The organism is Streptomyces sp. 8P21H-1 (genome assembly GCF_013302945.1).
In genome coordinates this window covers 1-16,850 of the sequence record NZ_JABTYA010000331.1, presented here as the reverse complement: position 1 = coordinate 16,850, position 16,850 = coordinate 1, and the positions used below count along the sequence as shown (strand labels likewise).

The 16,850-nt window shown below is 70.1% G+C and carries 14 protein-coding genes and 1 pseudogene; 5 read left to right on the top strand and 10 right to left on the bottom strand.

The annotated features are described in order from the left end of the window. Nucleotides 1-43 precede the first annotated feature (43 nt). On the bottom strand, nt 44-814 hold the full coding sequence (locus HO151_RS06925) for a response regulator (protein WP_173895205.1): 771 nt from the start codon (nt 812-814) through the stop codon (nt 44-46). A gap of 107 nt (nt 815-921) precedes the next feature. Here HO151_RS06925 and HO151_RS06920 point away from each other — a divergent pair, with 107 nt between their 5' ends. Continuing rightward, nucleotides 922-2,529: an ATP-binding protein gene (locus HO151_RS06920; protein ID WP_173895204.1), complete on the top strand. Its 1,608-nt coding sequence runs from the start codon at nt 922-924 to the stop codon at nt 2,527-2,529. After that, nucleotides 2,526-3,731 carry a PP2C family protein-serine/threonine phosphatase gene (locus tag HO151_RS06915; RefSeq protein ID WP_173895203.1) on the top strand — a complete coding sequence of 402 codons (1,206 nt, stop codon included), beginning with the start codon at nt 2,526-2,528 and terminating at the stop codon, nt 3,729-3,731. Before HO151_RS06920 ends, HO151_RS06915 begins: the two co-directional genes overlap by 4 nt. Here HO151_RS06915 and HO151_RS06910 read toward each other — a convergent pair. Beyond that, nucleotides 3,658-4,149 (bottom strand): STAS domain-containing protein, encoded by a 492-nt coding sequence (locus HO151_RS06910; RefSeq protein WP_173895202.1) that lies wholly within the window; start codon nt 4,147-4,149, stop codon nt 3,658-3,660. The two genes, HO151_RS06915 and HO151_RS06910, sit on opposite strands and share 74 nt — an antisense overlap. A 325-nt stretch (nt 4,150-4,474) precedes the next feature. Between HO151_RS06910 and HO151_RS06905 the strand changes: the two genes are divergently transcribed. Beyond that, nucleotides 4,475-5,065, top strand: a complete 591-nt coding sequence (locus HO151_RS06905) for a hypothetical protein (protein WP_173895201.1) — start codon at nt 4,475-4,477, stop codon at nt 5,063-5,065. A 246-nt stretch (nt 5,066-5,311) separates the two neighbouring features. On the opposite strand, the gene HO151_RS06900 is transcribed toward HO151_RS06905, so the two are convergent. Together HO151_RS06900 and HO151_RS06895 are read right to left on the bottom strand one after the other, a co-directional pair. Beyond that, the gene (locus HO151_RS06900) at nt 5,312-6,103 is read right to left on the bottom strand and encodes a hypothetical protein (RefSeq protein WP_173895200.1); all 792 of its coding nucleotides are present in this window, start codon (nt 6,101-6,103) and stop codon (nt 5,312-5,314) included. Between the two features lie 179 nt (nt 6,104-6,282). Then, a complete protein-coding gene (locus tag HO151_RS06895; protein ID WP_217422943.1) occupies nt 6,283-6,849 on the bottom strand; it encodes a hypothetical protein in 567 nt (188 codons plus the stop codon). Between the two features lie 1,233 nt (nt 6,850-8,082). Here HO151_RS06895 and HO151_RS06890 point away from each other — a divergent pair. Next, complete coding sequence (locus tag HO151_RS06890; RefSeq protein ID WP_217422942.1) at nt 8,083-8,367, top strand: SH3 domain-containing protein; 285 nt, start codon at nt 8,083-8,085, stop codon at nt 8,365-8,367. 269 nt (nt 8,368-8,636) lie between these two features. Here HO151_RS06890 and HO151_RS06885 read toward each other — a convergent pair whose 3' ends face one another. From HO151_RS06885 to HO151_RS06870, 5 genes are all read right to left on the bottom strand, one after another. Further along, nucleotides 8,637-9,119 (bottom strand): hypothetical protein, encoded by a 483-nt coding sequence (locus HO151_RS06885; protein ID WP_217422945.1) that lies wholly within the window; start codon nt 9,117-9,119, stop codon nt 8,637-8,639. 22 nt (nt 9,120-9,141) lie between these two features. Then, nucleotides 9,142-9,681 (bottom strand): hypothetical protein, encoded by a 540-nt coding sequence (locus HO151_RS07055; RefSeq protein WP_217422941.1) that lies wholly within the window; start codon nt 9,679-9,681, stop codon nt 9,142-9,144. Nucleotides 9,682-10,193: 512 nt separating this feature from the next. After that, nucleotides 10,194-10,418, bottom strand: coding sequence for a hypothetical protein (locus HO151_RS06880; protein WP_173895197.1), 225 nt, complete (start codon nt 10,416-10,418; stop codon nt 10,194-10,196). A 230-nt stretch (nt 10,419-10,648) separates the two neighbouring features. After that, nucleotides 10,649-11,947 (bottom strand): PP2C family protein-serine/threonine phosphatase, encoded by a 1,299-nt coding sequence (locus HO151_RS06875; RefSeq protein ID WP_173895196.1) that lies wholly within the window; start codon nt 11,945-11,947, stop codon nt 10,649-10,651. Beyond that, nucleotides 11,944-12,747, bottom strand: coding sequence for an alpha/beta fold hydrolase (locus HO151_RS06870; RefSeq protein ID WP_173895195.1), 804 nt, complete (start codon nt 12,745-12,747; stop codon nt 11,944-11,946). Before HO151_RS06870 ends, HO151_RS06875 begins: the two co-directional genes overlap by 4 nt. 556 nt (nt 12,748-13,303) lie before the next feature. Between HO151_RS06870 and HO151_RS06865 the strand changes: the two genes are divergently transcribed. Further along, nucleotides 13,304-15,529 (top strand): MMPL family transporter, encoded by a 2,226-nt coding sequence (locus HO151_RS06865; RefSeq protein ID WP_173895194.1) that lies wholly within the window; start codon nt 13,304-13,306, stop codon nt 15,527-15,529. Nucleotides 15,530-16,017: 488 nt separating this feature from the next. Here the strand turns inward: HO151_RS06865 and HO151_RS06860 are convergent. Beyond that, nucleotides 16,018-16,152 (bottom strand): annotated as a pseudogene (locus HO151_RS06860) (phosphotransferase); the annotation flags it as partial. Nucleotides 16,153-16,850 lie beyond the last annotated feature (698 nt).

Here is a 16,850-nt window from a genome sequence, read left to right as displayed (position 1 = left end):
CGGGACACCTGTCCCGCCCCGGCCGGCGCCGCGGCGTGCGGGGTCAGGGGCGGGGGCGCGTGGCGGTGTCGAGGTAGAAGGCGTCGATGCTCTGCACCGCCCGCTCGAACTCCTCCAGGTTGACGGGCTTGGTCACGTACGCGTTGGCGTGACTGCTGTAGGCACCCGTGACGTCGTCCGGAGCGGTGGACGTGGTGAGGACGACCACCGGGATCGTCTGCAGGTCGTCGTCGTTCTTCAGGACCTTGAGCAGGTCGCGGCCGTTCATCCGCGGCATGTTCAGGTCGAGGACGATGAGGTCGGGCCGCGGGGCTCCCGGGGTCCGCAGGTGTTCCAGCGCCGCGACTCCGTCGGTGACCTGGACCAGGTTGCGGGCCCCGCGCTCGGAGAGGGCTTCCTCGATGAGCATGGCGTCGGCGATGTCGTCTTCGACGAGCAGGACGTCGAAGGGACGGATGGGGCTGGTCATCGTCAGTTGCTCCGTGGGTTTCTCGGTGGAGTGGTGGAAGAGCCCCGGCCAGCGACGCCGGGCGCCCTGCCGGGTCATGCCGCAGGCGGCGCCGATCTGCGGATACCCGGCACCCGCGCGGGCGGCGGACACGGCCGCTTCCTGCTGCAGCCGTTCGGTGGCCTGCTTGAGATGATCCAGTACGTGCAGCAGGGCCAGGGCGTGCGCCGGGTCGTCCGGTGCCGGGCGGGGCGGGGATTCCAGCAGCCGGCCGGCAAGGCGCTGTGCGAGATCGCCGACCGCCGCGTCCGCGAGGGCGGCTGTCTCCTGCGGGGTCATCCGCAGCACGAAGTCCTTGCCAGGCATACCCGCACTCTAGGTCCCTCGGACGCGCCGCGACAACAAGGGTTGTCACGATCTAAAGTGTGCTGCTCAAACTTTCACGGCCACCGGCACAGCGAGGAGTCCACAGGATGACCGGCGATGAGAGGCAATCGCGTACGCGAGGGCTTTCCGCGTGGACGACCCGGCGGTGGCTCCGCGTGGGGGTCGCCGTCTCCCTGGTGGTTCTCGCCCTGCTCGGAACGGTGGGCGCCTGGGTCCTCGACCGGACCGAGACGCTCAGCAAGGACCTCGTGGACGTGCGCTCTCCCGCGCTGACCGTCGCGATCCGCCTGGAAGCGGCCGTGCTCAACCAGGAGACCGGGATCCGCGGCTACGGGCTCACCGGCACGAAGGACTTCGTCACCCCCTACCGGCAGGGGATCACCGAGCAGGAGAACGCCCGTGCGGAACTCGCCGGGCTGCTCCGGGACGATCCCGCAGGGCTGAGGGACCTGAAGACCGTGCAGGACGCCGTGGTGAGGTGGCAGGAGGGGTTCGCCCGGCCGATCGCCGCCGCGCCGGCCGGCGCACCCTCACCGCTGGCCGCGCAGCGGGCGGCGGAGGGCAAGGCCGCCTTCGACGAGGTACGTGCCGCCCTGGGGGGCCAGCAGGAGCGGCTGCGCGCGGACCGCGTCCGGGCGCGGGAGGACCTGATGACCACGCTGAACGTGAGGAACTGGGTGTTCAGCGCCATCGCGGTGCTTATCGTCGCCCTGACGGCCCTGGTCTTCGAAGGGCTGCGCCGCGGTATCAACAAGCCCCTGGAGCAGCTGAGCGCGGACGCCCGCGCCATCTCGGGCGGCGACTTCGACCACCCCATCAGCCCGACCGGGCCCGCGGACCTGCGGCGCCTCAGCGGTGAGATCGACTTCATGCGCCGGCGCCTCGTGCGGGAGCTGGCCTCCAGCGAGGAGACCCGGCTGCGGCTGGACGCGCAGGCCGCGGACCTCCAGCGCTCCAACGCCGAGCTGGAGCAGTTCGCCTACGTGGCCTCCCACGACCTGCAGGAGCCGCTGCGCAAGGTCTCCAGCTTCACCCAGCTCCTCCAGCGACGCTACGGGGGGCAGCTCGACAGCCGGGCCGACCAGTACATCGACTTCGCGGTCGACGGGGCGAACCGCATGCAGGTCCTCATCAACGACCTGCTCGACTTCTCCCGGGTGGGACGGGTGCACAACGCCCACCAGAGCGTCGACCTGGGCACGGTGCTGGAGCGGACCCTGTCCTCGCTGAGCGTCGGCATCGAGGAGGCCGGTGCGACGATCACCCACGATCCGCTGCCGACCCTGGTCGCGGACCCCACCCAGGTGGGCATGCTCTGGCAGAACCTCATCGGCAACGCGGTCAAGTTCCGCCGCCCGGGAGAGGCGCCGAAGATCCACATCACGGCGGACCGGGAGGGTGAGCTGTGGCGGTTCACCGTCACCGACAACGGCATCGGCATCGCGCCGGAGTACGCCGACAAGATCTTCGTCATCTTCCAGCGGCTGCACACCAAGGACGCCTATGCCGGCAGCGGCATCGGTCTCGCGATGTGCAAGAAGATCGTCGAGTTCCACGGCGGCACCATCGGTGTCGACCCGGACTACCGCGACGGCGCGCGCATCGTCTTCACCCTCGCGCCCCGGCCGCCGGAGACCCCCGGCCCCTCGACGCTGCCGGAGGCCACCCGCTCCGATCTGGAGCCGGCACGATGACGGAAGCCATGCCGGCCGCCCCGGCAGCGGCGCCCGAGAAGCCGATGTACCGCATCCTCCTCATCGAGGACGACCTGGGCGACGCCCTGCTCGTGGAGGAACTCCTGTACGACACGGGGCTGCGGTTCGCGCTGACCACCCGGACCACCCTGGCCGAGGCCCGCGCCGAACTGGTCGGCACGCCGATCGACTGCGTGCTGCTCGACCTGCACCTGCCCGACGTGTCGGGCATCGACGCGGTCACGGCCGTCCGGCGGCTGGCCCCGCACACCGCGGTGATCGTCCTGACCGGGCTGTCCGAGGACCGGGCGGGCACCGACGCCATGGCCGCCGGGGCCCAGGACTACCTCGTCAAGGGCAAGGTGGAGGCGGACCTCCTGCAGCGGACGCTGCGCTACGCCGTCTACCGGAGCAAGACCGAGCGGGCGAGCGCCGAGGCCCAGGCCATCCGGCTGCGGGCGGAGGAGAACGCCCGGCTGGAACGCGGCCTGCTGCCCCAGCCGATCCTGGACACCTCCACGGTGCGGGTGACGTCCCGCTATCTGCCGGGCGCCGCCATGACCCTGCTCGGCGGGGACTTCCTCGACGTGGTGGAAGGCGACGACGGGCTGCTGCACGCCGTGGTGGGCGACGTCAGCGGCCACGGCCCCGACGCGGCCGCGCTGGGCGTGTGCCTGCGGATAGCGTGGCGCTCCCTCGTGCTCGGCGGGCACCGCGGGGACGACCTGCTGCACCTGATGGAACGCATCCTGGTCGCCGAACGCGGCGACCAGCAGCTCTTCGCCACCTGCACCCTCCTCACGCTCGACCAGAAGGCCGGCACCGCCACCCTGTACCTCGCCGGCCACCACGAGCCCCTCCTCACCACCGGCGAGGGGACCTGGGAGATCTCCGCCGCGCACGGCATCGCCCTGGGCATCGTCCCCGGTCTCCGCAGCTGGCCCTCCACGGTCGTCCCGCTCCCGCCCGCCGGGGCCCTGACCCTCTACACCGACGGCCTCACCGAGGGCCACAACGGGACGAAGGGGGAGCGGCTGGGGGTCGAGGGCCTGCTCACCCTGATGGAGCACCTCCCCCCGGCTGACCCGGCCGCCCACGTCGACCTCCTCATCCAGGAGACCCATACGCTCAACGCCGGGCGGCACTCCGACGACCTGGCCGTGCTCCGCCTCGACTGGGGGAACCGGTCTCCCCTTCCCTGAGGACCCGCCGCGTCGGCGGGGAGCCCGCGGCCCCGGCGGCCGTGCCGCCCCGCTCCGCGTCCTCCAGGGTGGCCGAGACGGGGAGGAGACCGGGGGCGGTGAGGTGCAGGAGCTGCCGGACGCGCGGCTGGTCGGTGACCAGCCGGAGGCTGCCGCCGCGGGAGCGGGCCCGGCAGTGGGCGCGGTGCAGGAGGTTCAGGCCGCTGGAGTCGATGAAGGTCACGGGCCGCAGGTCGACCAGGACGTGCGGGGCGGCCCGTCCGGTGACGATGTCGAGGTCGACGGTCAGCCGACCGGCGGAGCAGAGGTCGATCTCTCCGTGCAGTTCCACCACGGTGACCTCGCCACGGGGGAAACAGCGCGCGTGGGCGCCGGGCAGATCCGTTTCGGGAAGGGATCGGGAGTTGTGCAACGGCATGTAGGCCTCACCTTGGACGCGGTCCGGGCCGCCGCCGCTGCGGCTGGGCAACGCGCTGGCGGCACCGGTCGATTGCTGCAGGCTGACGGGGGCCAGGTCGCCTCACACCTGCCCACGGTAGGCCGCGACGACCATGCAGAAACGATGCATCTCTCTGATGTGTCACTCGATCGAGTGAGTGATTCCTTCTGAGCTTGCCATGACGCTGCGCTTGCTGTGGTGCTGCGGTGCTGCGGTGCTGCGCTTGCTGTGGTGCCGCGCTTGTCATGGCGCTGCTGAGCGGCCGGGAGCCATGGACGGGCGGACAGGGGGAAACCGGCCGGGCATGGACACCACAGCCGTGGACATCACAGCCATGGACATCACGACAACGACCCGTGTACGGCGCCTGGTCGCCCTCGTGGCGATCGCGCCCCTCGTCGCGGCGTGCGGCGCGGGCCACCACGGGAGCGACGGGGACGACGGGGACGACGGCTCATGGGCGGCCGGGGCGCGGCCGGTCCTGTCCCGGGGCGCCGACCTGGTCATCAGCACCGACGGCGGGGTGCGGCTGCGGCCCGCCGACAGCGACCGGGCCGGCGTCGACCGGCACGTGCGGCACACCTGGTCCCACCGGGACGGCACCTGGCTCCTCGACCTGTCGTGCCCGGCACGGGGCGACCGCGCCGACGCCGGGGAGTGTCCCCGGATGCCCGCGGTCGAGGTCCCGGCGGACACGTCCGTCACCGTCTCCGCCCGCAACGCCGGCATCGACGTGGCGGGTGTCTCCGCGGCCCTGCGCCTGACGACCGTCAACGGCGACGTCACCGTGACCGGGTCCGGGCGGCCGGACGCCGCCGTCCGGCTGTCGTTGAGCGGGTACCCGCCCAACGAGTACGCGGGGTGCCTGTGCCGACTCGCGCGCCCGCGCCGCTGACGTCCTCCCGACGTCTCGGGGCCCGATCGCGAGGGGCACGCCATGCGTCGGGGCGGGCGGACAGGCTTCACCCGCATGAGGCCCTCAGTGAGTTCGCCAACAGGGCTGCCGCGACTGCCGGTTGATCCCCGAGGCCACCGACGAGGCTCCGGTCAATCCCCTGTTCGTGGGGCTGCGTGAGAACTCGGGCGGATCAGGCGGATCGGGCGGATCGGGCGGGTCAGGCGGAGATGATGGCTTCGAGTTTTACGGCGACTCTTGCAGCCCTGCGGGGACGGGTTCCGCCTCTTCGATGACTTTGTTGACGATATCGAGAGTTCGTGTGTAGCACTTACGGCTGTCTTCGGCGTACGGCTCGCTCGGCGCTGTCTGCTGGGCCGCCCACTGCAGGACTTCCTTCGACCACAGCTCGACATTTGACACCGCTGTCCTGGGGACTGAAACCGAGCCCGATCCTGTTGTGAGCTCCAGAGAGAATCCGTACACCCAGTACTCCGAGACCGAACTACCGGCCGGTCCGAGAGAGAAGGTCAGGGACTCGCTCTTCTTGGGGCGCACTTGAAAGAAGGTTGTTTTTTCCAATGTGTCACCGGATTTTACCGTTGCCGGGACGTTCACGTCGAAGTTCACGTAGTCGATGTTCCCGCCGCCGATTCTGGAGCACTCGGCCATGTCTCGGGCCGCGAAGAAGGTGAACTTACCCGACTTCACGTAAGCGGTCTTGTCTCCGTCGTTCGACAGGGCGATTGCGACTACTGGCGCTTCAAAAGTCCTCTTGTACGTCTCCGCTTCGGGGACTTCCGTTCTCCCGTGAATCTCTGTGATGCCGCCGACGGCCACGTTCTCGATCTCCAGCGAGGATTTACTTTCTGGTTTCGGTTGAAGGTCGGGGAAGAGCGAGAAAACCAGCCCGACCGCAGTGGCGAGCAGCCCGACGACGGCTGTGGCCCCGATAATCAGTACACCCAGGCGGTGGGCTTGAAAGGTCTCCTGCGCGTGCTCCCAGAATGAACGTGGTTCCTGTCGTGCGGGTTCCATGTCGGAGTCGTCACCCTCTGCTCCACGGCCTGGAGCGCGATCGGGGGTCGAGGGCTGCTGCTGTGCGTCCCCGGAGTGTGAGGTGGGGGTCGACGGTTGCGGTCTGTCGGCTTCTTCGGGCCGTATTCTTCGTTCTTCGTCATCGTTCGCCATGGATGTCCCCTGCCTGCGCCTGGCGCTTACCAGCAGTTTTCAACGTCGAGATGCGATGCCTTCTGTGCCGATATCTTGCCTTCCTCGACCGTGAAGATCTGGACGTACTTCCGGCTGGGGCATGCTGTGGAGTCCATGTAGCGCCATTGATCGGCCACCACGGTGATCATATTTCCCTTGACTTTTATTTTTCTTGCCTTTGCACCCGTTTTGAGTGCCTGCCTGTAATCCTGGGTTTTTGGCATTCTGACCAGCGTGCCTAGGATTTTGGGCTTGTCGGCGGGGGACGCTCCGTCCAGGACCGTGACATGGCTGAACGAGCTGGAGTTTCCCGTCATGCACTCAAGTGAAACGATGACGTCCCGCTTTCCGTCGGCAGTGACATCTGATTTGATCATAAAACGTGGAGTTTCAATCCCTATTCCCGGGACGGAACAGTCGATCACCTTCTCGCCCCATTTTGCTGCGTCAGCTCTGCTCATGTCGGCGGTGATGGATTCCTTGGTGCACCCTAAGCAGAGGGAGAGCGTCAGAGCGGCGGTTGCCGTACGAGCGTAAAAGGAAGAGAGTGTCGACCTGAGGTCGGCGGGCATCAGTCCACCTGTCCTCTCTCGGGGGATCGGGCGTGGTGGGCTCAGGCGCATGTCGGTCAAGTCCCCTCCGGAATGCGTGTACGGCAGAGACCCTAATGCGCACTCACTGCGCGTGGTGGAAGTTCATCAATCTGTGAGCTTCGGGCAGAGGGTGCCCGGTCTGGTGACGGTCGGTGTCGGTGCCGGTCGAGAGGATCACGGAATCCCTGGCTCCCTGCTCAGTGGTTTCCCGACGTCCCGGCCAACCCCGGCATCGCCCACAGGGACTGTGCGGAGTTCGCCGACGCCGCCGAGGATCAGGGACCTTCCGCGGCCTCGATGAGGACTGACGTCTTGCCGCGGAGGTCTCCATGGAAGGACCACCGCGCAGGCGCGGGACCGGTTGCACCCGTATCCGACCCGGCGGGCCGCATGGCTTGGCCGCGACGGGCCGCTGCTCCTCATCGAGGGCACCGTCCTCCGTCTGGTCGTCGGAGGCTGCCCAGCGGCGGGGGCACCGAGCCGGTCCGGCTGTGGTGGTCGGGTGCCGGCCACCGGCGCGGACGTCGACCGCTGTCGGCGGTGCCGGTTCCCCGGCCAGGGCGCCCAAACCGACCTGACCTGACCCGACCCGGTCCCGGTCGGCCACCAGGCTTGAGCAACCGCCCTTCGGTTATCCGCCATGACATTGGCAGAGTGCTTGCCGTCGGCGAGGCATACGCCTGCGCTGCCCCTCACCAGCCCGCCACAAGGTGCGCACCAAACTTCGACGCGCAGTGTGAACCGGCGGTTCATGACACCTGCAAGCGTTCCGTGCCGCTCTGCGCACCGCTACCTGCGCCGTCGGGGGGCTTGTTTTCCACGGATGACGATTCAGGACGGTTGCCACCCGGATCCTGGTCGTGCCCAAGGTCCCAACAGCATCCGATTCTTGCAAATCTCAAAACATTGCGATGTTTGGATACTGCGTCAGTTGTATTGGGAACACGGACTACCGCGAGAGTTTACTTCAAAGTCAACTAATCGATGGAAGATGTCATGTCTGCGCTTCCATATCCTCCCTCTAGGAACCCAGAAGGAGGATTCACCAAGGAACCGGTGCTCTTTGCCGGAGTCCTACGGAGGGTCCGTATTCGTAGAGGGGGAGACATGCGTATTCGTTCACGTATCGGTCATGTTGCTCTGTCAGGGGCGCTGTTGGCGGGAGGACTGGCAGTCACCACGGCAGCTCCGGCCATGGCCTCACCTACAGGAGTGCTGTCCTGCAGTCACGCGTGGAGCAACAAGTCCGCGCAGGAAAGCATCGTGTACGGCGACGGGGTCAACCTGCGCTCCGGACCCCACTCCGGTTCAGGCGGGTGTTCAATCATCGGTCAGCTTCAGGCCGGCGAGCGTCTGTACGCGCACTGCTGGGACACCGGCACGGCGGTCAATGACGACCAGGCCTGGTGGCACGTGCGCCGGCAGTCGAACAACCAGAACGGCTGGGTCAGCAACTGGTACACCGCTTTCCAGACGAACAACGGGTCCCACTGCTGACCGACTCCTGCCGAGGGAGTGGGAGCCGTGGTGGACACCACCGCTCCCTTCCGGACTCGACAGGGACGGACGGACGTCGCCCCGGCAGGCCGGTGCCTGCCGGGGCGACGTCCGTCCGTTCAACGCCGGGTGCCGGACCGCTGCGGCAGCACCGACCGGCGGCACTCCCGCGGCGGTGGGCCGTACTGGGCGCGGAAGACGCGGGTGAAGTCCATCGAATGGCGAGCGATGCCTTCGGATTTCCCGCCCTCTCTGTGGAATCAGCGATGTCAAGCGATGTGCTTGTGCATCACGTCGAGGTAGTGCCGACCGCGGTGCGGGACGTGGTGGTCCCGGCCAGGCAGGCTGAAGACGGCACAGACCCCGGCTGGCTGGGTGAGGATGCTCGACTGCTCGCCGAAGGTAAGGACAGGGTTGACCTCGTGGTGGCAGCCTGCGGTTTCGAGGGCGGTGACCAGTTCCTCGCGGAGTACGGTGGCCTCGAACGACTCGGAATCGGGCAGGACGAGCGGCGGGAGTCCGGCGGTCGATCCAGGCCAGAGGTTGACCCGGATGCCGCTGACGGTCCGCTGCGTGACCACCAGTTCCAGCCCGTCCCAGGAGTAGGGATAGCCGCCGATGTCGGGCCCCTTCATGATGTGGGCAGGGTGCGGGCGCCCCGGGCCGAGGAGGTCTTCAGCCTCGGACAGGGGCATTCCGCAGTGAAGCGCGCCGACCCGGCCGGTTCGGGCGAAGTCGACGAGCACGTTCATCAAGGTCACGGCAGTGACTGTGTCACCCTCCCCGGCCTGTGCGCACTCTGAACATCGGCGCGGTGCGAAGCCTGTCCCGCCTTGCCTGACGTCGATGATCGGCAACGGGGTCGCGGTGGTGGGAACGCCGATCTGCCGCGGGGTGGGCCCCACTGACGTGGGGATGTCGCCGAGTCGCTCCAAGCAGGAGCCGGACGCGCTGTCCCGGCCCCGCACCACCGCCGCCCGCACCCGGCCCATCGTTTCCTGCATCGGCCGCGGCGGCCGTCAACGCCTGACAGTCCGGCGACGACTCCTTCACCTCGGTCGCCTGTCGCCGGTGAGGCACCGCCCGGCGCGGTCCGACCGCCTTCTTCCGTGACACCTCGCCGACCACGCCGGGCGGTGCCGCCTCCTCGGCCAGCGCCTCCAGGTACTGCTCCAGGCCGATCACCCGGCACCGGTGCACCTCTTCCGTGCCCGCCAAAGCAGCCCGCACCCGTTCCAGTTCGGCTTGAAGTTCCTTCACCTGCGAGGCGGCGGCGTTCTGCCGAGCTTCCAGAACCGCCCGCATCGACGGCATTCGCTACCCCCGGGACCTCTCGACCCGAGGTCGAACTCGGCCGATCCGGCGTCAGGATCAGGGTTCCCGCCGGCTCGCCGGGCGGACCGACCACGGTGACAGTCTCGTCGGCACGACCCGTGCTGCCGGTGTCTGCTTCCCCTGTGTGGTTCGTCCGGTCGACGACGACGTCATCGTGCTCGACATCTGACCCATGTGCACCGACCGGCCGCGCGACCGTGCCGTCCCCGGCTGACCGCGCCCGTCCCCGGGTGAACGGCAGGGGGACCGCCGCCCCTCCGTCCTCACGGTGGATGCGCCGAGTCGGCGGAGGGCGTACGGCGGGGTGTCTCCGACCGGGGCGGAGGGCACGGATGCCGCCCGTGCCGCGCACCTCGCCGTGCAACGCGGAAGCGCCCTCCTCCCGTGAGCGGATCACGGGAGGAGGGCGCCGGCCGTGCCGGCGATCGGGCCGCTCCGGGGAAGACCACTCCCGGGGCGGCCCGCTTCCGGGTGGCCCGTTTTCCGGCCGGTCAGTCCGAGATCTCGAACTCCGGGGCCTCGCCGACCCAGCGGGACTCCGCGCATCCGGTGCCCCAGCTCGCCGAGCTGTCCTCCGCGTGCGCGAACTGGCCGCAGATACGGAATTCGCCCCCGCTGTGGGACTCGTCGTGCTCGTCGGCGAGGGCCGAGCCGGCGCCGCCTAGGACCGCGGTGAAGGCGAAGACACCGGCGGAGAGGATGGTACGCACGCGCATGGTTGCTCCTGATGGAGAGGTGATGGACACACGAGCGGGAGGTACGGCCACGCGATCGCGCGCCCTCGTCGCTCTTGCACTCATGATCACCGCGCGAGGTGCCGACAGCACGTCTCCCTCACTCGAACGTGGGCGGTGTGCGGGGTGTTTTCGCGCAGACGGCCCATGCCCGGCTCATGACGGCCGGGCACGGCGCGCTCCGGCCGCGGTGTGACGACGCCGTGGTCCGGTCAGCCGTCCCGGTCGTGTCCGTGCCCGGCGGCGGGGCGGGCCGGAACGCCGAGGGCGAGCAGGGCGGTGTCGTCGTCGAGACCGTCGCCGAAGCCGTCCAGCAGGCCGGTCAGGGCCTCCATCACGGCGTGCGGCGACTCACCGGCGCGGCCGGCCAGGAAGGCGCGCAGGGCCTCGTCCCCGTACAGGCTCGTGCGGTCCTCGCCGGTGCGTGCCTCGGTCAGGCCGTCGGTGTAGAGCAGGAGCGTGTCGCCGGGGCCCAGGGTGGTGGCGGCGGTGACGAAGCGGGCGGCGGGCAGGACACCGACGATCAGGCCGCCGGGGGTGGGCAGGAAGTCGGCCCTGCCGTCGGCACGCAGGACGAGGGCCGGTGGGTGGCCGCCCGCGGCGAGGTGGACGGCGACCTCTCCGCTCGCGGCGTCCGGTTCGAGCAGGCCGAAGACGACGGTGCAGTAGCGCGGGTCGTTGCCCGTGTACCGCTCGTGGAGGGCCGTGTTCAGGGTGCTGAGGGTGGCGACGGGGTCGGGGTCGTGCAGTGCGGCCGTACGCAGGGTGTAACGGGTCAGCGAGGTGAGGGCGGCGGCCTGCGGGCCCTTGCCGCACACGTCCCCGAGGAAGAAGGCGAAGCGCTTGCCGTCGACCGGGAAGAGGTCGTAGAAGTCACCGCCGAGCTGGTCGGGGGAGGCGGCGCGGTAGTGGACGGCCGCCTCCACGCCGGGCACCGGCGGCAGGGTGGTGGGCAGGAGCGACTGCTGCAGCACGGCGAGGGCGTCCTGGAGCCGGGCGCGGTCGGCCTCGGCCTCCTTGCGCGCCTCCTCGGCCGCCCTGCGGGCCCGCAGCAGCTCCTTCTCGTAGGCACGGCGGTCCCGGGCGTCGAAGACCGTGGTGCGGATCAGCAGCGGTTCGCCGGTGCTGCCGTACTTGACGACGGAGGTGACCAGTACGGGCAGCCGCCCGCCGTCGGCCTGTCTGATGTCGAGGGCTATGCCCCTGACCTCGCCCTGCATCCGCAGCAGGGGCGCGAAGTGCGTCTCGTGGTAGAGCCTGCCGCCCGCCGTCAGCAGATCGCTGAACCGCGTCCGGCCCACCACCGCCTCCGGCTCCAGGCCGAGCCAGCCCAGAAGAGTGCCGTTGATCCTGGCGATGGTGCCGTCCATCAACGTCGACAGGTAGCCGCACGGCGCGCTCTCGTACAGTTCCTCCGCGCTGTCCTCCAGCAGCGCGGCGAACGTCGCGTCCGGCGTCTCCTCCCCGTCGGCACGGTGCGGGTCGGGCTGCGACCCGGTACGGCACGTCATCGCAGGCCCGCCAGGAAACCGGTGATCGCCTCGTTGGTGGCCTCCGGCGCCGACAGGTGCGGGCAGTGCCCGGTGGCGTCGAGTGTGACCAGGGTCGAACCGGGGATCGCGGCATGGACGAAGGCGCCGACCTCGCGCGGGGCGATGGCGTCCTGGGCGCACTCCAGCACCAGCGTCGGCACCTGTACGCGCTTCAGGTCGTCCCGCGAGTCCGAGGTGAAGGTGGCGTGGGCGAAGACGCGCGCCATGTCCGGGTCGGTGGCGCAGAAGCTGTTCGTCAGCTCCTCGCCCAGTTCGGGCCGGTCCGCGTTCCCCATGATGACCGGTGCCATCGCCGCCGACCAGCCCAGGTAGTTCGAATCCAGGGAGACCAGCAGCTCGTCGATGTCCTCCTTGCTGAACCCGCCCCGGTAGCCGTCGTCGTCGATGTACCGCGGGGACGGGGCGACCATCACCAGCGCCCCGATGCGCTCCGGAGCCAGGTCGGCGGCCAGCACCCCGATCATCGCGCTGACCGAGTGCCCCACGAACACCGCGTCGCGCAGGTCGAGTGCCTCGCACACCTCCACCACGTCCCTGGCGTACCCGTCGAGCGTGGCGTAACGGGCCTCCGTGAACGCGGACAGGTCCGAGCGGCCCGACCCCACGTAGTCGAACAGCACCACCTGGTGGTCCTCGACGAGCGCGGGCACCGTCAGCCGCCACATGTTCTGGTCGCAGCCGAACCCGTGAGCCAGTACCACCGTCGACCCCAGCGGGTTGCCTGTGACAGTGACGTTGTTCCTGCGCTCGATATCCATACCTGCCACTCTCTCAGACCCGGCCCGACTCTCCCGCACGACGCCGAATCCCCCGACCCCTCACACGCGCCCTTCACCGCCTGCGCATACGGACCGGGGCCGCCTGTGCACACGGCCGCACGGTCCGGGCCCGGAGCCACGGCGGGGGTGTACCCAGCACCACCCCAGACCTGGGTCATACGCCCAGTGTGCGGCCGCCGGACGGTGCGTAGTTTCGTGCTTGTGGCACAGAGCGTGTCCGACCGGAAGGAACGACCATGTCTCGTCGCAGGAGCAGGACCGGACCCGGCAGGAGCGGGGCAGCCCCCGGTCCGGCCGGGGTCACCCGGGTCCGCGGGACGGCCGGGAACGCCGTGACCGCTCCCGGCGCGCATGGTGGGCGCCAGGCAGGGAGCCCCGCGACTTCCGTGGTCCCGTGACGCCGGCCACGGCGCACGGAGTCCCGTGCCGCCGCCCGTCCGGCTGACGGCCGAACCCAGCCCCACGGCCCGGCCCGGGAACCCGGCCGAGCCCGTCCCCCATGACCTGATCCATCCCCAGACCGGGAGTACACCCAGTGGCCACGTTTCTCTACAAACTAGGACGGTTGGCGTTCCGGCGCCGTATCTACGTCGCTCTCATATGGGTGGCGATGCTGGTCCTCTCCGGCGTCGGTGCCGCGTCCGCGCCCACCTCGGGATCCAGCTTCGCCATCCCGGGCACGGAGGCGCAGAAGGCCTTCGACCTGATCGACGAGCGCTTCCCCGGCAGCAGCGTCGACGGAGCGGTCGCCCGGGTCGTCTTCAAGGCGCCGGACGGCGAGACGATGACCTCGGCCGAGAACCGGGCCACGGTCGAGAAGGTCGTCAAGGCGTTGCCGGCGGGTTCGGACCAGGTCGGGCAGGTCGTCGACCCGTACGCGGCGAACGCCGTCTCCGAGGACGGTTCGACGGCGTACGTCGCGGTCTCGTACAAGGTCACCACGCTGGAACTGACCGACGACACGCGCACGTCGCTGGAGGACATCGGGGCCGACGCGCGGAAGTCCGGCCTGACCGTCGAGATCGGCGGTGACGCGCTCCAGGCCATCCCGGCCGCCGGGGCCACCGAGTCCATCGGCGTCGCCGTGGCCGCGATCGTGCTCATCATGACCTTCGGCTCCCTGATCGCCGCGGGTCTGTCGCTGCTCACCGCGCTCATCGGCGTCGGGATCAGCGTCTCGGTCATCGCCACCCTGGCCAGCGCGATGGACTTCGACTCCACCACCAGCGTCCTCGCGATGATGATCGGCCTCGCCGTCGGCATCGACTACGCCCTGTTCATCGTCTCCCGCCACCGGGCGGAGCTGGCGGAGGGGCACGAACCCGAGGAGGCCGCCGGACGGGCGGTCGGGACGGCGGGATCCGCCGTGTTCTTCGCGGGCCTCACCGTCGTCATCGCGCTCGTCGGGCTCGCCGTGGTCAACATCCCGATGCTCACCAAGATGGGCCTCGCCGCCGCCGGCACGGTCGCCATCGCCGTCCTGGTCGCGCTCACCCTCGTGCCGGCCGTGCTGGGCTTCGCGGGCAGGCGCATGCTGGGCAAGAAGGCACGCAAGAAGCAGGAGCGCGAGCGGCTCGAGCCCCACGCCAAGCCCAACATGGGCACCCGCTGGGCCCGTTTCGTCCTGCGCCGCCCCGCCGCCGTGGTCCTCGTGGGAGTCGTCGGCCTCGGCGTCGCCGCGGTCCCGGCGGCCTCGCTGGAGATGGGCCTGCCCGACAACGGCTCGCAGCCGACCAGCACCACCCAGCGCAAGGCGTACGACCTGCTCTCCGACGCCTTCGGACCCGGCTTCAACGGCCCGCTGGTGGTCGTCGTGGACCTCAAGGGCGACGACAACGGGCAGCAGACGGTCGGTCAGGTCTCCGACGCGGTGAAGAAGGTCAAGGACGTCGTCGCCGTCACCCCCGCCACCTTCAACAAGGCCGGCGACACGGCGATGCTCACGGCCGTCCCGAAGGACCGCCCCTCGTCGGTGAAGACGGAGGACCTGGTCCACGCCGTCCGTGACGCGGGCGGCGAGGTCGCCTCGGACAACGGGGTGAAGGTCCTGGTCACCGGCGCCACCGCGCTGAACACCGACTTCTCCCAGAAGATGAACGACGCGCTGCTGCCCTACCTCGCGGTCGTCGTGGGTCTGGCGTTCCTGCTGCTGATGCTCATCTTCCGGTCGATCCTGGTCCCCCTCAAGGCGGCCCTCGGGTTCCTGCTCTCCGTCGTCGCCGCGCTCGGCGCGGTGGTCGCGGTCTTCCAGTGGGGCTGGATGTCGGACTTCTTCGGCGTCGAGCAGACCGGTCCGATCATGTCGATGGTGCCGATCTTCATGGTGGGTACGGTCTTCGGTCTCGCCATGGACTACGAGGTCTTCCTGGTCACCCGGATGCGTGAGGCGTACGTCCACGGGGAGCAGCCGAAGCAGGCGATCGTCACCGGTTTCCGGCACGGGGCGCGGGTCGTCACCGCCGCCGCGGTGATCATGATCGCGGTCTTCGCGGGCTTCTCCGGCTCCACCGAGTCCATGATCAAGCTGATCGGCTTCTCGCTGGCCGTCGCGGTCTTCTTCGACGCCTTCGTGGTCCGCATGGCCATCGTGCCCGCGGTGCTCGCGCTGCTCGGGGACAAGGCGTGGTGGCTGCCGCGCTGGCTCGACCGGCTGCTGCCGAACGTGGACGTGGAGGGCGACCAGCTCCGCAAGTCGCTGGAGGAGGACGCGCGCCGTCCAGGTCCCGACCAGGACTGGGACAGGGGGATGGCGCAGGTCTGACGCGCTGCCACACCGATCGCCGGACGGGTCCCGTGGCCCGTCCGGCGATCGGCGCGTGTGAGGACGGCCGCGCGGCTCACGGGCCGCGCGGCACGGTGTTTCCGGCCAGGGCTGTCGTGATGACCGCGGTCAGGACTTGGCCTTCGCCGAGTTCCGGGGGGCGGCGGGATCCGGGAGGCCGGCGGGATCGGCTCCCGGTCGGACTGGGACGGGGTGATGTCCGGCTCGGACGGGGTGACCCGGAGGGTGGGGCCGCGGAGACTTCCGGCCGTCACCGGGTCACCACGGCCGGGGCTGCCTCGGGGCCTGCCTCCGGGTCTGCCTCCGGGGTCGGTGCGGGCCCGGTTGTGGGGACCCGGAGCGCTCGGACCGTCCGGAGCGTGAGGCGATCGGCGTCCTCTTCCTGGGACCGGCTGCTCAGCCGATCAGGGCCTCGGTGATCTGCCGGGTGGTCTGCGCGGCGCCCCGGGGGCTGACGGCGGCGTAGAGATCGCATGGTCCGAACCGGCCGGGTCGAGCAGTTCGAGAGGCAGCCCGGCCCACTGCGGGAACTGGGCGTCGACCAGGCACCTGATCAGTGCCGCGTCGATCGCCGGACGGGTGCCGGTGGCTCCCCCGCTCATTGGGAGCAGCTCCTTCGGCCGGTCCGCCCCACGTGTCGGGCGGTCGGAGCCATCACAGTGCGCCGCCGGCCCGCCTGTCGACCGAATTTCCCGGCGGCTGTCACCCGACGCGCGGACACCACGCACAGCTCCTCGGAACCGAGCCGGAATCGAGCCGGAATCGAGCCTGGGCCGGGCTCGAACCGGAACCGGAACCGGAACCGGGACCGAGTCCGAACCGGGGCCGAGCGTGAGCCGAAGCCGAAGCCGAAGCCGAAGCCGAAGCCGAACCGGGGCCGGGCCGGAGCCGGGTCCGAGTCCGAACCGGAGCCGTGTCCGAGCCGCGACCGGACCGGCGCCGGGCAGGATCCTGAGCCGAAGCCGAAGCCGAAGCCGAAGCCGAACCGGGGCCGGGCCGGAGCCGGGTCCGAGTCGGAACCGGAGCCGTGTCCGAGCCGCGACCGGACCGACGCCGGGCAGGAACCTGAGCTGAAGCCGAGCCGGGCCCGAGTCCGAGCCGAAGCCGACCCGGAACCGGGCCGGGCGCGAGCCGGAACCGGAGGCGAGTCCGAGCCGAAGCCGACTCGGAACCGGAGCCGCGCTCAAGCTGGGGCCGAGTCCGAACCGGGGCCCGGTGTGTTTCCCCGTGAACCCACCGGGCCCGGCCGCCGGGATGGCGGCCCCCCCGGCCCTCGGCCCTCCCGGCCCCCGCCCCCCCG